The sequence below is a fragment of the Flammeovirga kamogawensis genome (genome assembly GCF_018736065.1).
In the GTDB taxonomy this organism is placed as follows: domain Bacteria; phylum Bacteroidota; class Bacteroidia; order Cytophagales; family Flammeovirgaceae; genus Flammeovirga; species Flammeovirga kamogawensis.
On the sequence record NZ_CP076129.1, the window covers coordinates 899,305 to 920,240 of the forward strand.

Annotated in this window: 15 protein-coding genes; 4 read left to right on the forward strand and 11 right to left on the reverse strand. The window is 29.1% G+C overall.

Annotation, left to right across the window (positions count from 1 at the left end):
* Positions 1-7: 7 nt before the first annotated feature.
* Entirely contained in the window at positions 8-448 is a 441-nt protein-coding gene (locus tag KM029_RS22070; RefSeq protein WP_144075976.1) for an ATP-dependent zinc protease family protein, read from the reverse strand.
* Between the two features lie 345 nt (positions 449-793).
* Between KM029_RS22070 and KM029_RS22075 the strand changes: the two genes are divergently transcribed.
* The 4 genes from KM029_RS22075 to KM029_RS22090 all read left to right on the forward strand — a co-directional run bounded on the left by KM029_RS22075 (position 794) and on the right by KM029_RS22090 (position 8,204).
* A complete protein-coding gene (locus tag KM029_RS22075; protein WP_205125428.1) occupies positions 794-1,222 on the forward strand; it encodes a transposase in 429 nt (142 codons plus the stop codon).
* A gap of 20 nt (positions 1,223-1,242) precedes the next feature.
* Entirely contained in the window at positions 1,243-2,100 is an 858-nt protein-coding gene (locus tag KM029_RS22080) for an IS3 family transposase (protein ID WP_205125414.1), read from the forward strand.
* Between the two features lie 216 nt (positions 2,101-2,316).
* Complete coding sequence (locus KM029_RS22085) at positions 2,317-2,886, forward strand: rhodanese-like domain-containing protein (protein ID WP_144075977.1); 570 nt, start codon at positions 2,317-2,319, stop codon at positions 2,884-2,886.
* Between the two features lie 209 nt (positions 2,887-3,095).
* Positions 3,096-8,204, forward strand: a complete 5,109-nt coding sequence (locus KM029_RS22090) for a caspase family protein (RefSeq protein ID WP_144075978.1) — start codon at positions 3,096-3,098, stop codon at positions 8,202-8,204.
* Positions 8,205-8,487: 283 nt separating this feature from the next.
* Here KM029_RS22090 and KM029_RS22095 read toward each other — a convergent pair whose 3' ends face one another.
* The 10 genes from KM029_RS22095 to KM029_RS22140 all read right to left on the reverse strand — a co-directional run bounded on the left by KM029_RS22095 (position 8,488) and on the right by KM029_RS22140 (position 20,893).
* Positions 8,488-8,937, reverse strand: coding sequence for a GNAT family N-acetyltransferase (locus KM029_RS22095; RefSeq protein ID WP_144075979.1), 450 nt, complete (start codon positions 8,935-8,937; stop codon positions 8,488-8,490).
* A 66-nt stretch (positions 8,938-9,003) separates the two neighbouring features.
* Positions 9,004-9,876, reverse strand: coding sequence for a hypothetical protein (locus KM029_RS22100; RefSeq protein ID WP_144075980.1), 873 nt, complete (start codon positions 9,874-9,876; stop codon positions 9,004-9,006).
* A 56-nt stretch (positions 9,877-9,932) separates the two neighbouring features.
* On the reverse strand, positions 9,933-10,937 hold the full coding sequence (locus KM029_RS22105) for a S1 family peptidase (protein ID WP_144075981.1): 1,005 nt from the start codon (positions 10,935-10,937) through the stop codon (positions 9,933-9,935).
* Positions 10,938-11,165: 228 nt separating this feature from the next.
* Positions 11,166-11,573: a GlcG/HbpS family heme-binding protein gene (locus KM029_RS22110; protein WP_144075982.1), complete on the reverse strand. Its 408-nt coding sequence runs from the start codon at positions 11,571-11,573 to the stop codon at positions 11,166-11,168.
* A gap of 124 nt (positions 11,574-11,697) precedes the next feature.
* Positions 11,698-12,465: a helix-turn-helix domain-containing protein gene (locus tag KM029_RS22115; RefSeq protein WP_205125512.1), complete on the reverse strand. Its 768-nt coding sequence runs from the start codon at positions 12,463-12,465 to the stop codon at positions 11,698-11,700.
* A 230-nt stretch (positions 12,466-12,695) separates the two neighbouring features.
* Positions 12,696-13,736 carry a serine hydrolase domain-containing protein gene (locus tag KM029_RS22120; RefSeq protein WP_144075984.1) on the reverse strand — a complete coding sequence of 347 codons (1,041 nt, stop codon included), beginning with the start codon at positions 13,734-13,736 and terminating at the stop codon, positions 12,696-12,698.
* Between the two features lie 268 nt (positions 13,737-14,004).
* Positions 14,005-16,389: a TonB-dependent receptor gene (locus tag KM029_RS22125; protein ID WP_144075985.1), complete on the reverse strand. Its 2,385-nt coding sequence runs from the start codon at positions 16,387-16,389 to the stop codon at positions 14,005-14,007.
* A gap of 3 nt (positions 16,390-16,392) precedes the next feature.
* Positions 16,393-17,547, reverse strand: coding sequence for a DUF4249 family protein (locus KM029_RS22130; protein WP_144075986.1), 1,155 nt, complete (start codon positions 17,545-17,547; stop codon positions 16,393-16,395).
* A 46-nt stretch (positions 17,548-17,593) separates the two neighbouring features.
* Complete coding sequence (locus KM029_RS22135; RefSeq protein ID WP_144075987.1) at positions 17,594-19,177, reverse strand: leucine-rich repeat protein; 1,584 nt, start codon at positions 19,175-19,177, stop codon at positions 17,594-17,596.
* A gap of 177 nt (positions 19,178-19,354) precedes the next feature.
* Positions 19,355-20,893 carry a LuxR C-terminal-related transcriptional regulator gene (locus KM029_RS22140; protein WP_144075988.1) on the reverse strand — a complete coding sequence of 513 codons (1,539 nt, stop codon included), beginning with the start codon at positions 20,891-20,893 and terminating at the stop codon, positions 19,355-19,357.
* Positions 20,894-20,936: the final 43 nt, after the last annotated feature.

Below are 20,936 nucleotides of genomic sequence, written 5' to 3' on the forward strand. Positions count from 1 at the left end.
TACTTTTTTATTGAGTTAAATTATTTTTTAGTAGGAATGATTCGTCCTTTTTAGACGTATCCACCATAAATTTTTTATTTAAAAATTTCCTTCCAATTAAAACAGGAAACTTCATTTCACTTCTATTAGTAAGTGATAATTCAATTGGGTATTTCTTATTAAAAAGAATAACCTGAGTCTTTATTATAAATCGTTTCTCAACCTCCCCAAAGGAACTTCTAATATTTTTTTCTGTATATTCTTTTACCTTAATTACTTGATTTTGGTATTTTAAATACGCTGGGTCAAGTGTTTTAAAATGAAGGTATTTTATACCTTTAATTTCTATTTCTTTTATATCATGACAGTGGATTGATGAAGTATAAGCACCTGTATCTATTTTCACAGCAAGGTCTTCCAAGTATAAATCAGGAAAATCCACTTTGTCACTTCTTCCAATTATTTCCATTACAGTTATTTTTCTAAACTATTATTTCAGTTGATATCATATAATTTTTATTCTTATTAAATGATGCTCAAAACAATTGAGATGGCTAGTAATACGGTAGATAAACACCCTATGTTACGGTCATAATTGTGAAAAAATTATAAAAAGGTAAACTGCTGATTACAATATATTTAGTTGATAAAAAAGCGCTTTTTTTTAGGGTAAAAACTATCAAAATTCGATTTTCAAAACTACCTCAAAAATTACTAACGAGTGTTAATGCACTTATTACATTAAAATAAAACACATCTATTTATTTCCATCAAATGTCTCGTCCTGAATTAGTGTTACACAAAACGTAACATTATGAATGAAGATCAAGAATATCAGTACACTAAACGTACACAAAAAGATTATAGCTACTCTTTTAAATTACAAGTTGTAGATGAAGTGGAACGAGGGGAAATAGGTATAACGGCAGCAAGACTTAAATATGGAATACAAGGTCATGGTACCATCCGTACTTGGATAAGAAAGTATGGTAATTTAGATTGGGATAATAAATCTGATTTAAAAATGGGAAAGACACCAGAACAAAAATTATTGGAGCTAGAACAAAAGGTTCTATTATTAGAGAAGCAAAAAGCTTCTTTAGAAAAACAACTCTACGTAACAGATAAAAAAGCAATTTTCTTTGATATGATGATCGATATTGCTGAGGATGAGTTTAATATTCCTATTAGAAAAAAGTCTTTACCCAAGCAGTTGACCAATTCAAAAAAGAAGAAAAAATAGGAGTCAAACCGACTTGTGAATTGCTTGGGTTAAATCGACAAATTTATTATCGTTCGAAAAGGAAAGTAAAAAAGAATAATAGTATTGCATCTAAAGTAGTAGACTTAGTGAAAAGAATTCGTTTGAAGCAAACTAAAATAGGGACAAGGAAATTATATCAATTACTTCTTCCTGAATTGCAATTACTAAATGTAGGTAGAGATAAGCTTTTTGATATCATGAGGGCTAATCGACTCGATATCAAGCCTAAAAAACAATATCATGTCACTACAAATTCTCATCACAGATTTAAAAAGCATAAAAACCTTATTGAGCATTTGGAAATAAATAGACCTGAACAAGTATTAGTTTCTGATATAACTTACATAGGTGAGCGAAGTAACCCAATGTATCTCTCCTTAGTAACAGATGCCTATTCTAAGAAAATAATGGGGTTAAATGTATCAGATAGTTTGAATGCAAATGGAGCTATTGCAGCATTAAAAGAAGCACTGAAAAATAGAAACTATGTTGATTTACCAATGATACACCATTCAGATAGAGGATTACAATATTGTAGTCACGAGTATCAACGACATCTTCAGGAAAATAAAGTATTGTGCTCGATGACAGAATCTTACGATCCTTATCAAAATGCAGTAGCAGAAAGAATAAACGGAATTCTTAAGCAAGAATTTATTTTAGGAATAAAAATTAATGATCTCGATTTAATGAATAAATTTATTAGAGAATCTGTATATATTTACAATAATGAAAGGCCTCATTGGAGTAATTATATGAAGACACCTGTTGAGATGCATCAGCAAAGTGAAATAAAAATGAGAACTTATAAAAGTAAAAATAGCACCGAGTCTACACTCGATGCTATCAATATATAATAGGTCTAAATCTGTAACGCTATGGACGGACTAGACAAAATGATTAAGAATGGGGCTAGATAAAGAAAGTATGAATTGGTAAGAGACGATAAAATAAGAATGTGTAAATTATTGTAAGAAATGATAGAAATAGACATCTTATTTTTACTTAATGCTTATTTTGTATATTTAGTCTATTATTTGATTTAAATACAATACCCTAAACACTATACAAACATGCTAAAATTTCTATTCATTACATTTTTATTTCTTCCTTTTAATTTAGTCTTTGGACAGACTTTGCCATTAAAATATGAGGCATCTTTAGCTAGTTATTCAGATTTTAAAACATTGGTTGAAGAAGTTGAACCTTATCGAGAGGAACGTCTTATAAGCTTAGACAGGTTTCTTGAGATGAGTAAAGAAAAGAACGTAATTATTCTCGACAGCCGTTCTAAATTCAGGTACGATAGAAAACACTTAAAAGGCGCTGTAAACTTGACTTTTGCAGATTATACACAAGAAAGTCTATGGGAGTTAATTCCAGACCCAAACACAATTATTCTAATTTATTGCAATAATAACTTTATTGGAGATCAAGTAGATTTTAGATCTAAAGTTGCAAAACCAAAGCCTGATGTTGTAGAAACGCAAATTTTATCAAACAAAAAGCCAATAATGTTGGCCTTAAATGTTCCTGTTTTTATCAATTTATATGGATATGGTTATCGTAATATTTATGAGTTAAATGAGTTGGTAAATATCAACGACAAGCGTATTAAATTTAAAGGGACAGAAGTAAAATAGGTAATCACCTAATCAATTTTGATAGATAATCAAACTTTAAGATACTTGTCTTCATATAAAAGAATAATATCTGCTTGTAATGAAGATAAAGTTATACATTTCATTTCATATTTTGGAAGAGGTTATCATAGTGTAGTAAACTCGTTTTGTCTATAATAATTAATACATTAGTTCTATCTTTAGAGAATAATTAATAAAATAGACTCTCCATGCGTTTACTTCTTTTCTACTTACTACTTACATTTTATTATCTTACTTCTTTTGCCCAGCAAACTTCTTTTTATCCTTATAAGAACTACTATTTTACTGTAGGGGATGCCAACGAAGATTATGCAATTGGTCTAATGCAAGGTTATGACGATCAAGATGGAATGTTTGCGGTAATTTTAATTAATGCAGACGGTACATATCAATACATGACTTTAGGTGAATATAGTGAGGTAACTGATATAAAAATACACCCCTCGTTACCAATAGTTGCCGTTTCTTCTTTACATAAAAATGAAAATAAAGTTGGTGAATTGACATTTTACGATGTTAAAAACAATGCACTAATCGGTAAGATTCAAGGAAATTATGAACAGCTTCAGTTCTTAGATAATGATTCATCGATTACAGCTCTTCAGAAAAGCTATGGTTTTACAAATCGCATAGATAGAATAAACTGGAAGACACAAAAAAACACAGGTACTTTTTATTTTAAAGATATTAAAAAGTACTTTATTTCATCTATACCTAATCAATTAGTATACCTTAAAAATGGCTTTTTGAGTACTTTAGATACACTTAATGTACTAGATGTAGCAAAAAGTTCTACGCAAACAATTCCTCTACAGTTAGTCTCTTTTACTACTGGAGGGAAAACTAAATACCTAAAAGATGGGAAAATACCAATTTGGAAAAACAATAATTGGTCGTCTAAAACAATTAAAAATATTATTCCTATTAGTAACCCTACTTCTCTAATTCCAAGGTTAGAAAACAGTTATTATATAGAAGATATTAATAATAAATTCCAAAGGTATTTTCTTTCCGACTTTTCTTTAGGAAATGCATCCGATTATATTTTAACACAAGCTGGTAGTAAACAACTTCTACTTTTCGAGGATAAAATCTATTATGCAATAGGACAAAATAATGTAAAAGAAATACAAAGTCCTTTTTATCTAAATCTTTCAAAGAACAGTAATGTATCTATATTATCAACAAAAATTGTAGAGAAAGGTACTTGGATTTTTACAGGAAGTGGAATTCAGTTTGCAGAGTTTCCTCAAAGGAATTTTATTCCTAAAAAAGCTCCTCCACATATTGATTTCCCAAAAGGGTTTAAAGAAATAAATAAAGATATTACTTGGGTCAATAAAGCTGGTACAGTCCAAAAATATGATTTTGTAGATACTGAGGTAAAAAATGAACTTCCACTTATTAAATCTTACCAACTAGCAAATAATGGAAATAAACAAGGATCATTTTCTAAAGATGGATTGCATTTTACAATTAATAAAAAAGACAATATCATCTATGCCTATTTTAATTACGCTGGAGCAAACTCAATTGATTACCTCTCTGGGATTAATGCGTTTAATTTATCATCAGATTCCATAGTAAATACATTCGATGATTTTAATGCAATTATAGATAACCTAATATTTAATAGGTTTCACTACGACGAAAAATCAGAAAGTATCTATCTATGTTATCACTCTTCCTTTGGGTCTCCATCAAATAATTATAAAATTGATGTGGTTAAAAAAGGTAGCTTTGAAAAGGTTGAAGAATGGCCAGAAAAATTCACTTCGATACTATCACACAATAGAGTTTTAAATCAATACGAAAAGCTAAATATAAAAGGCTTTTCTCCAATTTCTGCAAATAAAAAACTCGGAGATTTAAACCTTGATTGGTTTGATGGTGTACCGTACTTGTATATCGAACACAAAAATATATTATTATTCCCATTTAATAATAAAAATGGAAATAGTGAATTATTTGTCTATGATACCTCTTTGGCTTTAGATAACCCAACTTTTCTTCGTTCGTATGCTATTGGTGATAAAATAACTCAAATTGATTTTCATAACAATCAGGTAATTATTGGATTAAAAAAAGGGGAAATCCAATTTATTGATTTAGAAAAATTAATAAATAAGAGTAGAATTAAAGAGAAGCAATTTGGAGAAAATATGCTTTCTGTTTACATCAATAAATCTCATGAGGGTAAAATAAAAGGGTTAAATTTTATCAATAATGGACAACAACTATTGATACGTGATAACAACTCCTCTTTTAGTATATGGGATTTAAAAAATGGACTGCAAACTTTTTTCGAAACTAGTAGTGATAAAGGGTGGTTTTACCAAAAGGAAGACACGTTAGTTCATAGAGGAAAACACAAGGTAAATGAAAAGTGGCTACTCTCTAAAGAAGTGAAAATTTATGATAGTAGTGATTATAACTCAATAGAATACCTACAATACGACGAGAATAATACCCTTTTTTTAGATCGTAACCAACTAGTTATTGTTTCTGAAAACGACTCTAATGCCATCAGTATTAATAAACTGAAAAGCAATTACATTTATAAAGAATATGAATATAGCAATGCCGTTAAAAAAACAAGTGAATTATTAGCGGCGAAGAAATATAAAAATAAAATTGCCTTCCTATTTAGTAATGGATGGGTAGGTGTCTATTCTTTAAAAATTGACCAATGCTTTTATAAGGTTGATCTATCAACTTTAGAAAAAATTAATCAGTTGCCTAAAGAAAGTACTATTTCCATGAATTATGGAGCACTTACTATTGATAAAAATAATGATGCACTTTATGTTTCTAACCAAAATAATGAAGTTGTACAATTGCAATTCAGTACAGGTGATTTCATCAACAAAATAACGCCATTTAAAAATTCCGACAGCCCTATTTCGGCTATAGAAGTGAATAAAAATTTACTCGCTATAGGAAATACAAATAGTAAGGTGAAAATCTTTTCAACAGCACCTTTAGCAGATCTATTTACTTTATATACACCCACCAACGATATCTTTAAAAAGAAGGAAGTAAGTCCTTTCAATCAAAGTGCATTTTATGTAAGTTACCTCTCTAGAAATGAATTGATGTATGTTGATTTTTCTAATGAGTTTTTTACCCAACATAAAATGAAAACAGGTCAATATAAGCTTGTTGAAACTGCTGGTGATTATACCTACGAGACAACAAAAGCTTATTATCTTTCATCACAAATATGCTTAAATAACAAAATAATAGGCATTGATTATTCAGAGAATCAATACGTAATGGAGTACGATTTGATTAATAAAAGCTATAAAAAGCTTTTTAAAATTGAGGTACAAGAAGATGAAAAAATGTATGCTTTATTCAAAAGCCCTGATGATACAATGTATGGTATCTACATAACAAAAAAAGATGGTTCTTATTACGAACAAGAAGTTGTAAAAGTGCTGCTCTATTCTACGAAGAATCATGAGAAAATCTCTGAAATAAACACCTCTACTTTTGGTGTAAGTAATCTTTTTAATCACATACATTTTATAAATAACCATGAGTTAGTTTTTATAAAAGATGGTAATACTTTCTTCACTTATAATCTAACAACAAAAACTGGTAAATTATTAAATAATACAGAGGTAAAAAACATCTCTTCTAATTACTTCTTAAGTGATGGAACGGTACTACACACAGCTTATAAAAGTACAACATCTACTAAAAACAAACTGCTCTATAGTATTGATTTTAATAAAGAATTAGAAGTTATAGACTTAACTACTTCCAAATCTATAAAACACTGGCCACTCCCTATAGATACTTACCGTTCGTTTTTAATGAACGACGATAAAGTATTGGTCACTGCATCGGAGAAGAAAGAGATTTTGTTTTGGGATGTAGATCAAAATGTTGGTGAGTTATTGGCTACTATGTACCTCTCTCCTAGTATGGATTATATTATCTATACTCCAGACCTATATTATACATCTACTAAAAGTATTGACGACCTTATAAGTATAAAATCTAATAATAATGTCTATAAATTTGAACAGTTTGATTTGATGCTAAATAGACCCGATATAGTATTTGATAGATTAAAATTTGCCAATCCAAAATTGGTGGAATATTATACAGAACTAAGGAAGAAAAGAATCGATTTATTAGCAACTTCAGTGGTAGATGCCATACAAAATATACCTACTATTAAAGTTAAAAATGCACCTAATTTAGTAGTCAATGAAAAAGAAACTACACTCTCTATTACTGCTGCCTCTGATAGTTCGACGTTAGCATCATTGCAAATTTGGGTAAATAATGTTCCTTTTTATGGTTCCTCTGCCCTGTCAATTAGTGATAAAGTTTTCAATATAAATCAAAAAATACCTTTATCTATGGGAGAAAATAAAATAGAAGTTTCTTGTACAGATACACTAGGTAGAGAATCCATCCGATGGGCTAGAACGGTCAATAATCAATATAAAAGAAAACCAAAAACCATTATTGTAAGTATAGGTGTATCGCAGCATCAGCAAAAAGATATGAATTTAAAATATGCTGATAAAGATGCTAAAGATTTTGCTCAATTATTTATTGATACCACTGATTCTACTACTATAGAAACCATTCTATTGCAAAACGAAATGGTAAGTTCTGAAAATGTAAAAGCAACCAAAACTAGATTAATGGAAACTTCCGTAGACGATCAAGTATATATATTTTATGCAGGACACGGAACTGTGGCCAACAAACAACTTTTTCTCTCAACATATGAAATTGATTTTAACGCACCTGAACAAAAAGGCCTAAGCTATAATGTTCTCGAAAATCTATTAGACAGCATCCCTGCAAGAAATAAAGCACTATTTATAGATGCTTGTCAGAGTGGAGAACTTTTAGATGTCAAAAATGACATGGGTACTGGTATTGCAAGTACAGAAAGTCCGGCAAATAGTAGAGGATTAAAGGTTAAAGTAAGTGCTAAAAAAAGTGACGCTACATTAAGCAACATTAAAGCTGTTTTTAATGAGTTAAGACGTGGTACAGGTGCGTTTATTTTTAGTAGCGCTAGTGGTATGGAATATGCCTACGAAGGTGAACAATGGAAAAATGGTGTATTTACCTATGCACTACTAAAAGGTTTATCGGAAGAAGATGCAGACCAGAATAATGATGGTATTATTAAGGTTTCTGAATTACAAGATTACCTATTTAAAGAGGTTTCTGAACTTACAAATGGACGGCAGAACCCTACCAATAGATTAGAAAATATTGGCAACGACTTTAATTTTTACAATAGAAAAATACAAGAGTAGTTTATAAAAAAGAGCAATTAGAAAATATAAAATTAACGCTATCCGTAATTTTTAAATTTTATATATTTAAAATCTGGCCAGGCAATCCAAAAAAGAGAGTGCTGTATTACTGCAAATGTGTGACTTAGCACTCAAACAACTTCTATCTGGCAAATCACTAACAGGGTCAAGGAGGTGTATTTGCACAAAAACTTAATTATGAACTAAGAAAAAAATAAACTCTGAATCAAAACGAGACAGCGTTCAGATTAAACTCCTGAATCCAATCAAATTCATCATTCACCTATAAAATCTTTTCAAAGCATATACTACTTTCTACTTCTTCATACTGACCATAATTTGGTATAATTTTATACATACTTTTTTTATAAAGACCAATAGCCTCTGGCATTTTATCACCTGTTTCTAGAACACATTTTTTATAGCCTAGTGCAGTTGCCCAACATTCTAAATCATGTAAAATTAAAACTGCCACTTTCTTTCCTCGCATTTCTGGTATTACATACATTCTTTTCATTTCCATAACAGATAATGCATATTCTTTCATTGCACCACAACCTACTGGTATATCATCGTAATAGGCGACAATTACATTTTTAATTTGATCTGTTGTATTGTACTTAGCAAAAAAATCATTTGTATCACCATTTCTAATTGCTAAATCTTTATCTAGTTGAAGTACTAAATTTTGAAAGTCTATATCTGTAGAGTTTGTTCTTTTTAATGTAATCATTTCTTTAATGTTGATTTTCAAGAGTTATTTATTAAAATAGAAACACTAATACTATATTAAACACATTCACCTTATTCTATATCCCATTGTAATTGATGAAACATTAAATGAGTTTATTATTCGATTATTATATGATATGTTAAACCTTTTGTACAATACACTACCTCCTATCAATGTACTCATTGTAGCTTTAGGAGAGTACTCATCTGTGTAACTTGAGCTTCCTAAACCCATTTTTAAATGCATAGCTAGAGATTTACTAATTTTAAAATCTAATTCTGAGTAAAACATATGATCAATAAACACAGCATTAGATTTAGGAATATATAATTCATCAATTCCTTGAGTTAGTAAAGTGTGTATTTTATCTCTAATATTATCATATTCCCCTCCATCCCAAAATATATTTAACTGATAATTAATAATTCTGAAGTTGACATATTTAGTAGGGATTTGAAAACCTAAATTAAAATTAAACCCACCACCATAATAACTAGTTGCACTCGGTATATTCCCAATATTATTTGAATAATCTGGCAAACCGTTATCTATAACTTTTCTTAAAGCGTATTTATTTTCTACAGATCCTACAAAATCTTGTAAACTATTTAAATTTAATTGACCTACATAAAAACTTGTCCCTACACCTATATGATGATATTTAGCTACTTTTGAATATGATAAATTTCCAAATAAAGATTGATGATCAAACACATTATCAACGTACTGTAAGCTTCCACTTTCACCATAATAATGACCTCTTCCATTCCCTTTAGAAAAACTGAGAGAGCCATTTAAAATATACTCTGTACTATCTCTATATGTTGGGATTTCTATTGGCTGAGCTGATACAAGTTCTCCTGAATGAGGTAATAAAACGACACAACTTTGAAAAAAGATAGATAGAATTACTAGAGAATATAATACGTTAGTTTTCATTCATAGTTTTAAGTTTTTCAGCAAAAATACTCTTTATTTTTTAATCTAAAAATTTATTATTGAATTCCCAATATAATCCAATCATAAGAAGTAGACACGCTAACAAAAATACTGATATCACCGTAATCACCATCTGTATGATTGGCAATTGGTTTTGTTGCTCCTCCAGATAAAACACCAGCTATTTCCCAAACCCCATTGTTATTTATAAACAGTGGTCCTCCACTATCTCCTTTAACAGTCGTTCCTTCAAAATCAAGTGCCACTGTATTACTAGTCCCACTGCCAAGTATTTGTTCATCTTCACTTATATAATCATCGCCTAAAGAATTAATAGTACCTGAAGGGTTATCAAAATCAATAGCTAAAAGACCGCCAGAATAAGTAACTCCATTAGCTGAAGTAGTTAAACCGTCTACTTTTCTATCTAAAATATTACTGACTGCATGTTTTTTAGAATCTAGGTTATCATCCTGATCTGCCCTTTTTGAATAATCACCAAAGCCACAAATCCATACTACACTTTCGAGTTGTTCTATACTTTTACTAACTAGTTTTACAGGTGTTATGGTTGTTATGGGTGTAGAAAGTTTAACTAAACATAAATCGTTTGCGTGGCCATAATCTTGATTTCCCGTTAACCATGTAGGGTGTAAAATAACTTCTGTTACTAAATATTCGGCAGTCGGATTGTTGGGGTCATTTCCAACTTTTACCGTAATACCAGAGGCTGGTGCAGGACTCGATTGTGTTTCTTGTACATAAAAATTATGTGCTGCAGTTAAAATCCATTCTTCGTCAATTAGTGTCCCAGATGCTGTGTATTCTTGATTATCGCTCCCGTCTAAACTATATCTAAATTGTATTACAGCGTCAAAATTGGGTAAGTTACTATCGCTATTAACTGTCAATGCTTCATATTCCGCTAATTTCTTATCATGTCTAATACCAAAAGTCGAAGAATTTTCTTCTTTGCTTACAATCTCTTCATCCTCCTCTTTATTACATGAAAAAAACAATGCTATAGAGCACATTAATACTAAAATACGTTGATAAAACATAGGAGTATTTCTTAGGTTTAAAATAGATAATTGGGTATTCTTTAAAATACAGATGCAGTTTCTAACCTAATAATAAGCAATTCTATTTTAGCTGTAGCTCTCTTTCAATTACTTGAAGAATATAATTGAAGATGTTCTTAAATTAATACAATTAGTAATGATAAAAAAAGAGCAATTAAGATACTATCCTAATTGCTCCCTTCAAGTTATATAAACTTTATTATTTTTTTATTTTACTAAGGCTTCAACACCAGCCATAGCAACAGCATGATCATCTTCTACAGTACTACCACTTACACCAATAGCACCAATTATATTACCTGTTTCAGGACATTTTATTGGTACACCACCTGGGAATGTAATTAAACCATTATTCGAATGTTCAATATTGTAAAGAGCTCCACCCGGTTGAGATAATTCACCTATCACACCAGTATTCATATCAAAGAATCTTGCTGTTTTTGCTTTTTTAATTGAGATATCTAGAGAACCTAACCAAGCACCGTCCATACGAGCAAATGCAGTTAAGTTAGCACCACCATCCACTACAGCAATGTTCATTTTTACTCCTAATGCTTCTGATTTAGCTTTTGCTGCACTAATAATTTTTTCTGAGTTTTCTAATGAGATATTCATGTAATTATTTTTTAGATTTATTATCTGATTGTACAGCAAACATACTAGATCATTTTTTACGTTTTGTTACTTAAAAAGGTCGATCTGTTGTGATAAAAGTTCAGATATAAAAAAGTAAATCCATTTAAGCTATTTCTGTTGGGCTCACACCAAATTTCTTCTTAAAAGCATTGCTAAAATTAGACAAATTATGATAACCAAGATCCATGTAAATGTCTGAAGGCGTTCTGTTTTCCATTTCTAATAATTCTTTGGCCTTTTCTAAACGCTTATCTCTTAACCACTTACCAGGTGATATATTATACTCTAATTTAAAATGTCTTTTAAAAGTAGATAAACTCATATTACATAAAAAGGCAATTTCTTCTAAACTTAACGATGAAAATATATTTTGTTCAACACTTACTTTAAAAGAGGAATCCTTTTTCTGACTTTCAAGAGATAATAAAAACTTCTCAAATGATTTGCCATATTTTCTTAATAGATAGATTAAAAGTTCATCAAATTTTATTGATAATAGCTTGTCGTTTAATTTGGCTTGAGGTTCATTAATATTAAAAAGAGAATCTATGTAAGAAGTGAGATAATTATCATTTTCAATACAGAAAAAAGTTTCTTCTATCTCTTCATTTTCAGCTGTTTCTTTATCTATATATTCAGTAATAAATTTAGACAACCTTTCTTCTGTAAAAAATAGTAATTTACAATAATAATTCTCCTCCGGATCGAGCAATTCACTCCACAAACAATTCCCCTTTCTTAGCAAAATGGATTGTTTCTCATTTACTGTTACTGCCCTATCTGCATAATGTACTTCTTTCTTTCCTTTTTGTAAGAAGCTAAACATATGCATATTAAGGTTTACTTTTGTTTTAATTATCTCTTTTGACATTTTTAAGTTATATATCAAAAGCTCTTTTTCTGCTAGCTCAGATTGAATGTAGTGTTCTGGGATATTTTCAATGGTCATCAATTCCTGTTATTTTTGATGATATAATTATGATTAGTAATCAATCTAGCCCCTATTTCTATGAAAAAAGTATGCTCAATAGATTTTCATAGAAATCTACTAAACATACTTTTAATAGTAAAACATATTGCTTCAAAGCTTATGTTAATAATCTATTCTTGCTCTCTTTTTAGTATCTTAATTATTCTACTATTTATAATTTCTGATAAGTTCCAAAATAATAAATCGGCATCTGTAGTACTGTAAAATACAATTACAATAGCATCTAATTCCTTATCATAATTTGCAAAACTTTGATACCCAGGAACCCACCCCGCATGTTCATATTTATAGATTGAAGAATAAATTTCCTGTTCTCCATCACTAAAAACAGTACCATTATTAAGTGCTCTTAAAAAAATGCCTACGTCTTCTGCTGTCGCTAACATACCATGTTCATTTCCCCTTAAATTGTAAGGGTACCCAATATGGTAACCACTCATTACTTTTAAACTATCTACTTCATTTAGAGAAGCAAATGTATTTGTAAGATGTAAAGGAGATAATATTTCTTTTTGAATAAACTGGAAATGAGAATAGCCTAAAACATTGTCCATTATTTTACTGAGCAATAAATAGTTTGTATTGCAATATTCATAGTCTTCACCAGGTTTAAAATTTGCAGGTTTATCTAAAATTAAAGCAAGGCTTTCTTCGTAAGTTTCCGTTGGTTGAGCCCAAAAATTTGGTGCATCCGTAAAATTAGGAATTCCACTTTTATGCTGTACCATTAACCTTAAGGTGATTTCATTCGCATTTTCTATTCTACCATCTAATTCTGGCAAGTAATCTACAATCGTTTTATCCAGCGACAGTCGACCTTGTTTTACCAATTTTGTAATTGCTACAACATTGTACAATTTACTGATACTTGCAATTTTAAAAAGAGCATCTGTTTTAGCTGGAATCTTCTCTTCTCTATTATCCCAACCTGCAGCAAAATACTGAGGTTGTTTTCCTGTTTGATCTACATATACAATAATTCCTTCGTAACCATAATCAAGGCTATTTTCTAGTTGTTCCTGAATGGTATCTGGCAATGGTGGAATCCAAGCTTTTACTAAAACCCACGGCACAAAAAACATGGAAATAATTGTAGAAATAAGCAATACTACTCTAAAAATCTTTTTGGCTGTTGTTGTTTGTTTTTTCATAGTTTGGGTGAAGTAATGTCTAAGTATTCAATACTAACTTATTGATTAATAGTAGAGGTAGCGTTTCCGTATTTTACTAAGTACATCAGTAATCAAATAAGAGCAACAATATAACACCTTATTACTTTATTTAAATAGAAATTTCAGCTTTTCTATCCTTCTTTAATCTATGCTCATTCTCAATACAATTTAATTAAAAAAGTATCCTCCATATTAATCACTTAAACAGCTAATGCAAAGCACAATATGGAGGAATGTAATTATTAATTTAAAACTCAAATGAATAAGCTACATAAGGTAAAATAGTAAATAATCCGGTTTTAGTAACCTCTGCTTTATTCTCCTGATTTACAGTTAATGTATAAGTGAATGCATTATTCCTAGCGTAGGTATTATAAACACCAAAAGACCATGTTCTTTTCTGATTTCCTTTTTTAAACTTATGGAATTGAGCTGATAAGTCTAATCTATGGTAGGCATCACCTCTAAAATTACTTCTATTTCCAAGTATATCTACGTCATTGCCATTTCCATAGAACCCGTTTATATTTACCTTCCCAATTGGCATTGTATAAACAGCTCCAGTGGTATATGTGAATACAGAAGAGAGTGTTACCTTTTTTTGAGGTTGATAAATTGTTGTCAGAGTAAAATTATGCCTTCTATCCCATGGTGCATAAAATGATTTTCCATTATTCAAGTTATCAAAATCTAGTTTTGCCCAAGAAAGAGTGTACCCTAACCAACCAGAAAATTTACCCGTTTTCTTCTGTAATAGAAATTCGGCTCCATAAGCAGTCCCTTTTCCAGATGTTATCATTTCATCCCATTTCTTCTCGTTATAAGTAGTTTTTAAACTATTGAAATCAAAATCTAGTATAGGTTCACCTTCTTTCAATAAAGTTATATCATCTAGTTTTTTATAATACCCTTCAACACTAAGCGTTATTCCTTTTGATTTTGAAAAATCTTTAGCAATCCCAAGAGATATTTGATCTGACCTCTGTGGTAAAATCTTGTCGTTTACTGGAGCATATAAACTAGACTGCATATCTTCTCCAATTTCAGCACCTTGTAATCTAATAATGTATTGATTCATTCGAGAATATGCACTTTTTAAGGTCAAATTTTCTGTCAATTTATAGGCAATATTTAAACGAGGTTCAAGATCATTATATGTTACTTTATTATTGTACACAGACCATCTTACCCCATATTGAAACCTCCATTTATCATTTGGAATCCATAGATGTTGTAAATAGAAAGAATATTCCTCTGTATTGATTTCTGTTCTTACCTCATCCTGAAATGTATCACTGTTAACTTGTTGGAAATGGTTGATGTTTTTAGGCGTAAATTTATGATACGTTACTGTTGTTCCTAAAGTAAAAGAGTGTTCGCTGTTTAGATTAAAATCCAATTCATATTTAATTCCAAGATCTTCTATAGATGAAATAAAATTAAATTCAGTTTTTTGATTAGAAGTCGCATTGGTAAGTTGGTTTTTATATTCTGATTGAAATTTATATTTATTATAAATCAAAGAAGTTTTACCTATCAAGTGATTACTAAAAAAATGCTTCCACCTTAAATTATTTGTGTAATTTCTCCAATTCATCTCATTAATAGTATTCTCATTTATCTTCTTAGGAATTGATTCAAGTAACGTGGTTTGAGAATAAATATCTTTGCCTAAAAATGTTGAGAATGAAAATGAATTCTTATTATTTAATTTGTAAGTCAATTTTAAATTTGAATCATAGAATAATAGTTTTGATTTTGTGTTTTCAGTAGATAAAAATTTAAACAAAAAATCAGTAAATGATCTTCTAGCAGAGAAAATAAGTGATAATTTCTCTTTTTTAAGAGGTAATTCAACAAGAACAGAACTTGATAAAACTCCTAAATGAAATTTACCATGAATATTTTCATAATCTCCGTCTCTTGTTTTCATAGCTAAAACAGAAGATAGTCGACCGCCATATTTAGCAGGAAACCCACCTTTATATACAGCAGCTGTTTCTAATATATCTCCAGAAAAAACCGAAAACAATCCTCCTAAATGTTGTCCATTATAGATTGTTACACCATCTAAAAGCATTAGGTTCTGATCTCCTGATCCTCCCCTAACGAAGAAGTCCCCATTCCCATCTCCATTTTTTTGAACGCCAGGCATTAACTGAAATGCTTTTATCACATCTTTTTCACCTAAAAATAGTGGCAGATTATCAAGCTGTTCTATTGGAATCTCAACTTTTGACATTTGAGGAACGTCAGTAATTTTATCATTTATGTTTGCTTTTACTTCTATAACATCAAGTTCAGTAACAGATTTCTCTAACAATAAATCAATAACTGTATCTCTCTCAACATTAATAAATAAGCTATGTTCTTTAAAACCAGTACATTTTACTTTCAGTTCATGGTATCCGTCTATCAAATTTAATGTAAATACACCATCAACATTTGATGTGGTCCCCTTTTTTGTGTTTATATCATAAATAGATGCTCCAATAACGTCTTCCTGATTGTCTGCATCTTTTACCCTTCCTCTAACAACAATTTTTCTATTTTGTGCAACTGTAAAAATTGAAATACATGAGAGTAGTAAAGTAAAAATCACTTTACTTTTTTGATAATGTAGAAATGTCATGATTTATAAAAAGTTTTTGATAGGGTAATTATTTTTAAATTCACTCATTGGTACTTTAAATAGATCCGTTCCAATTGGATTGCTTTTTAACAACTTAAGGTTACCATTTTCAATTATTCCATAACCCTTTAATTTTATAATTAAGAAAAGTTCATTATGCTCTTTTTCAATAGTATAATTTCCATAAAAAGCATAAAGGTTATTGTCTTTTAAAATTCTAAGGTCTACACGATACTGTTGTCTATTGATAGCATAGGATATATTTATTTGAGCATCATTTCCATCAATTTTTATCTGAAGATTCTTATTTAAAAATTGTTCTATAGAAATAATGTATTTTTGAAAAGCATCCTTGAAAAACGTATTTTTCTTTTCTAATAAGTAACTTCCTACATAGCCTTTGCCACCTGTAACATTTGAGTAAATATTTTTAGAATTCAATTTTTTAGAATTAATCTCAAGTTCAGATGCTTCTTTATTGTAATTAAAAAAATGAATATCACATGTAAATACCTCTATACTTCCTTTATCAATAGCGTAATAATCTGTTAGATGTAAGCTTATCAGTTCTACTTTTTTCTGTTCATTCATTTTCTGAAAATCACAAGGCGAATTATTAATAAGACCATACACTAACACTTTATTTGTAAAACCTTTGGGTTTATGTAATACCACATCTGTATCTAAAGTAAAATCTCTTTCATTAGTTTTTTCAAAATACGTTGACTTGGCATTAGTCAATACTACTTTTTCTGTAGGTATGGTTGTTGAGCCGTATAAATATTTATCTTCATATTTTACTGTAATCGTATAGGTTTCTCCTTTTTTTATAGGAAAACGATCTCTACTGATAACATATTCAGAAACATCGTCTAGATTAGAACTAAAAGGAATTTGAATAGAATCATTATTATGAACAATATGAACAACTGCAGATGTTATTGGAGCTTTATTTGTGTTATTCATAATAACTTCATTTTGTAATACTATTTTAATGTCCTTATCATCTGGATTCAGATTACAAAACAAATGTATGTTAGGTTTGTAATTTTTTAATCCTACTATTTCAAAATTCTCTACTACATCTACTTTATTAATCGAATCACATGAGAACATAAATAATAGCATTAAACTAAAGAAAGTCCTTCTTAATATCATAATCTTATTTATTAGGTCTATTTGAAAATAGTTTTCCGGTTTAGAATTAAAAAGATGATTTAATTATTCTTTTTTTAACAATAACTTTTTTACCACACATTACCTGCAAAAAGTATATCCCCTTTGGTAATAATGATAGGTCTATTTCGTCTTCATTTTGATTATTCAATTGTACTTGAAATCTGATAACTTCTCCAAGTGAATTCATCAATCTATAATCATAATTATTTTCTAATTGTTCATGTTGAATATGGATACTTCTAACTACAGGATTAGGATAAATAGAAATAGTTGGTACAATGTTATTTTTCACCTCTTTCACCCATGATTGCATCTTCCCATCAAAATCTACTTGTGTTAATCTATAATATATTTTTGAGGCGTTTGTTACAAAATCAAAGTCATGAGTTGAGTACTTATTTAATACATTTGAATTTCCAGAACCATTTACTTCATTAATTTTTTCCCAATAATGTTGGTCTAATGATCTTTCAATAATAAAGTGAGAGTTATTTATTTCTTGGCTCGTTACCCATTCTATTTTGTTTGTATTTCCATTCTTTGTTACTTCAAATGATGACAATTCAATAGGCAAAAAAACATTTATACAATCTCCATGAGGTAGAATAAGTGATTGTTTTATGTCAATCAGGTATTTTTTATTTACGCCTTGCTTATTTGTTATATATAGATTTTTTAATTTTAGATTTCCTGTGTTAGTTCCAAATATTAAATGCTTCTTTTTAATGTCAAAGTTATCAAGAAAACCAACTTGAATTTCTCCTTTTTTATTTAGAAGTATACCTTTATCCTTTTTAAGAAATGGTTTAACTAACTGTATGTTTGATTCTTCAAATGAAGATTCATTAAAAATATCAGCGTTTAAATCACAATTAAAACTCACTGATTCAATATTTTTATTATAAGCAAATGCAAATCCATCAACATTAGTTAGCTGTTGAACCGAAACAAAATTGATTGATTTTACATTTGAATTTTTAAAAGCTCCAATAGCTATTTCATTTAATTTTGGTACTCCATCAATAACTAAATCCATTTTGACTTTATTATTTGTAAAAGCCCCTTGATGTATTTTTTGTAAAAAATCTAATCCAATAAAATTAAGTTTTGCTATTTCATTTCCTGAAAAAGTATAATCACTTATATATCTCAATCTATTTAAACCATTAAAATTTATTGCTGTAATTTTTGAATTTTCAAATCCGTATGACCCTAAATCAAACAAACTTTTAGCACCCTTAAAATCAACAGTCATGTTTACTTTATTATCAGCAAAAGCATGACTTTCTATTATAATTAATGAAGTTGTTCCTTTAAAAGATAAGTGAGTAAATTTGTTTCCTCTAAATGCTTCTTCCTCTATTATGGAAAGGTGAGAAGCTTGAGTAAAATCGACTCCTTCTAGGTTTTTATTTTTAAAAGCAGCTGTACCAATACTTATTATTTTCTCACTACCAAAAGAAGCTGGTATACTAATATTATTTGCGGTACCATGATAAGAAATTATTTTTCCCTTATTAAATACAACATCCTTTTTTGAAAGGAGAGTCTGACAAAATGAAGTATTTACAGAAAAAACTAAAATAAGTATTAGTAAAATAGTTTTCATCACACAATGAGGTTTATAAAAGAAATAATTTTTTCACATTTCAAATGTATTTTAAAGATTAGTTCTTTCGAAACTTTATTGCATCACCTTAGTATACTCTGCATTAATTTAAGAAAAAGAGTATATTTACCTAAGTAAAACACTGTTTATCAATACTTTTATTTAAATGATTACTTTTTATCTCTTAAAAAAAATTAAATAGATTAGTTCTTCATTATTGCTGCATTGGTATTTCTCTCTAAGCTTTTTAAATTTCATTTTTATGTACCCTTCATTAGAATCCAGCTGATCTGCAATTGCTTTATAAGGTAAACCCTTAATGACAAGATCCAACATTTCTTTTTCTTGCTTACTTAATTCTTCAGTCAGTTTATTATTATTCTTAAGGTTATTGGGGGTATTCGTATTCTTTTTTATGTATAATATAACTGCAACAATTAAGAGAATAAAAAATCCAATTATTGTTAAGAAAATAATAGTTGAGTTTCTATATCTATCTGTTAATAATTTGACTTCAAGTTCACGTATTAAGATATCCAACTCATCCATTGTTGGTCTAAATAAAATTGTTTGTTCAGTCCATGCTTTAATATACGTTGAATCATTTTTATAATTTAAAAACCTTTCTTTTGTGTTTACTACTCCATTATAATCTTCATTAACTAATGCTTGTAAGTAATCAAGATATATATTTTCATACTCTATATTAAAATAGTTTTTAGGAAAAGGGGACAATAAAATTCGGGCATCATCAATATGTTTATTAATAATATCAATATCAGTTTCAATAAGGCATAATTCCGTTAGAATTAAACTCTCTGAAATCTTATTATTGCATTGTGTTATCTCATCATTCTTTTCTAAATAGATCAATGCTTCATCAAATTCTTTTTTAGCTTTTAACTTATTTCCCAGATCAATCTGACACTTCCCTATCAAATAGTGATTTTCAGCTAACTCTCTATATGTATCAAATTTATCGCGATTAGTACTATCCAACTCACTTAATTCTTTGAGGAAAACATTATTATACTCTTCTAGATACTGAATTGCTTTAAGATAAGCTCCATTTTTATAAGCGGCATAACCATGAACATATTTCTGTGCCTGCTCATCATTATTAATAGAGTCCAAATTATCAAGAGTATTATTTTCAAAGTAATTTAGTAATAGATACTTTTTAATACCTCCTCTTAACATTCTAGGGTCTTTAATGGAACTATTATAACTTTTTACTTTAAGAAATTTCCTTTGGAAAAAGTTTATATCAATTAATTCTAATTTTATATCTAGTGGTGTCGTTTCTATATCAGGAAAAAGGGCTTGCAATTTATCTCCATATTTAAATACTTGATTAATATCTCCTTTAAAAAGATAATAGTCAATATTTGAAGCGTTTACTATACTTGCATATTTAATTCTTTGCGATTTGTCATCTAGTAATGGATAGAGTTTTTCTACTTCATTTAAATGTTTTATAAATTTATCATCATTTTTTTTCCTTAATAAGGCAATAAGAGCAATATATGTGTGGCATAAAACCATCTCATCATTATCTGTTGCTTTTTCTAAGTATTGCTCATTAAGTGCAATAATTTCATGTAACTTATTATTTTCTAAAAGTACATTAATACTATCTTTTAACTGTGTAAAAGTTAGGTCTGCTGAGAATAATAAATTGGGTAGACAAGTCAGAATTATAATCAGATATTTCATTTATATATTATATGGGTTATTTAGTATTTCAAAAATAAATTGA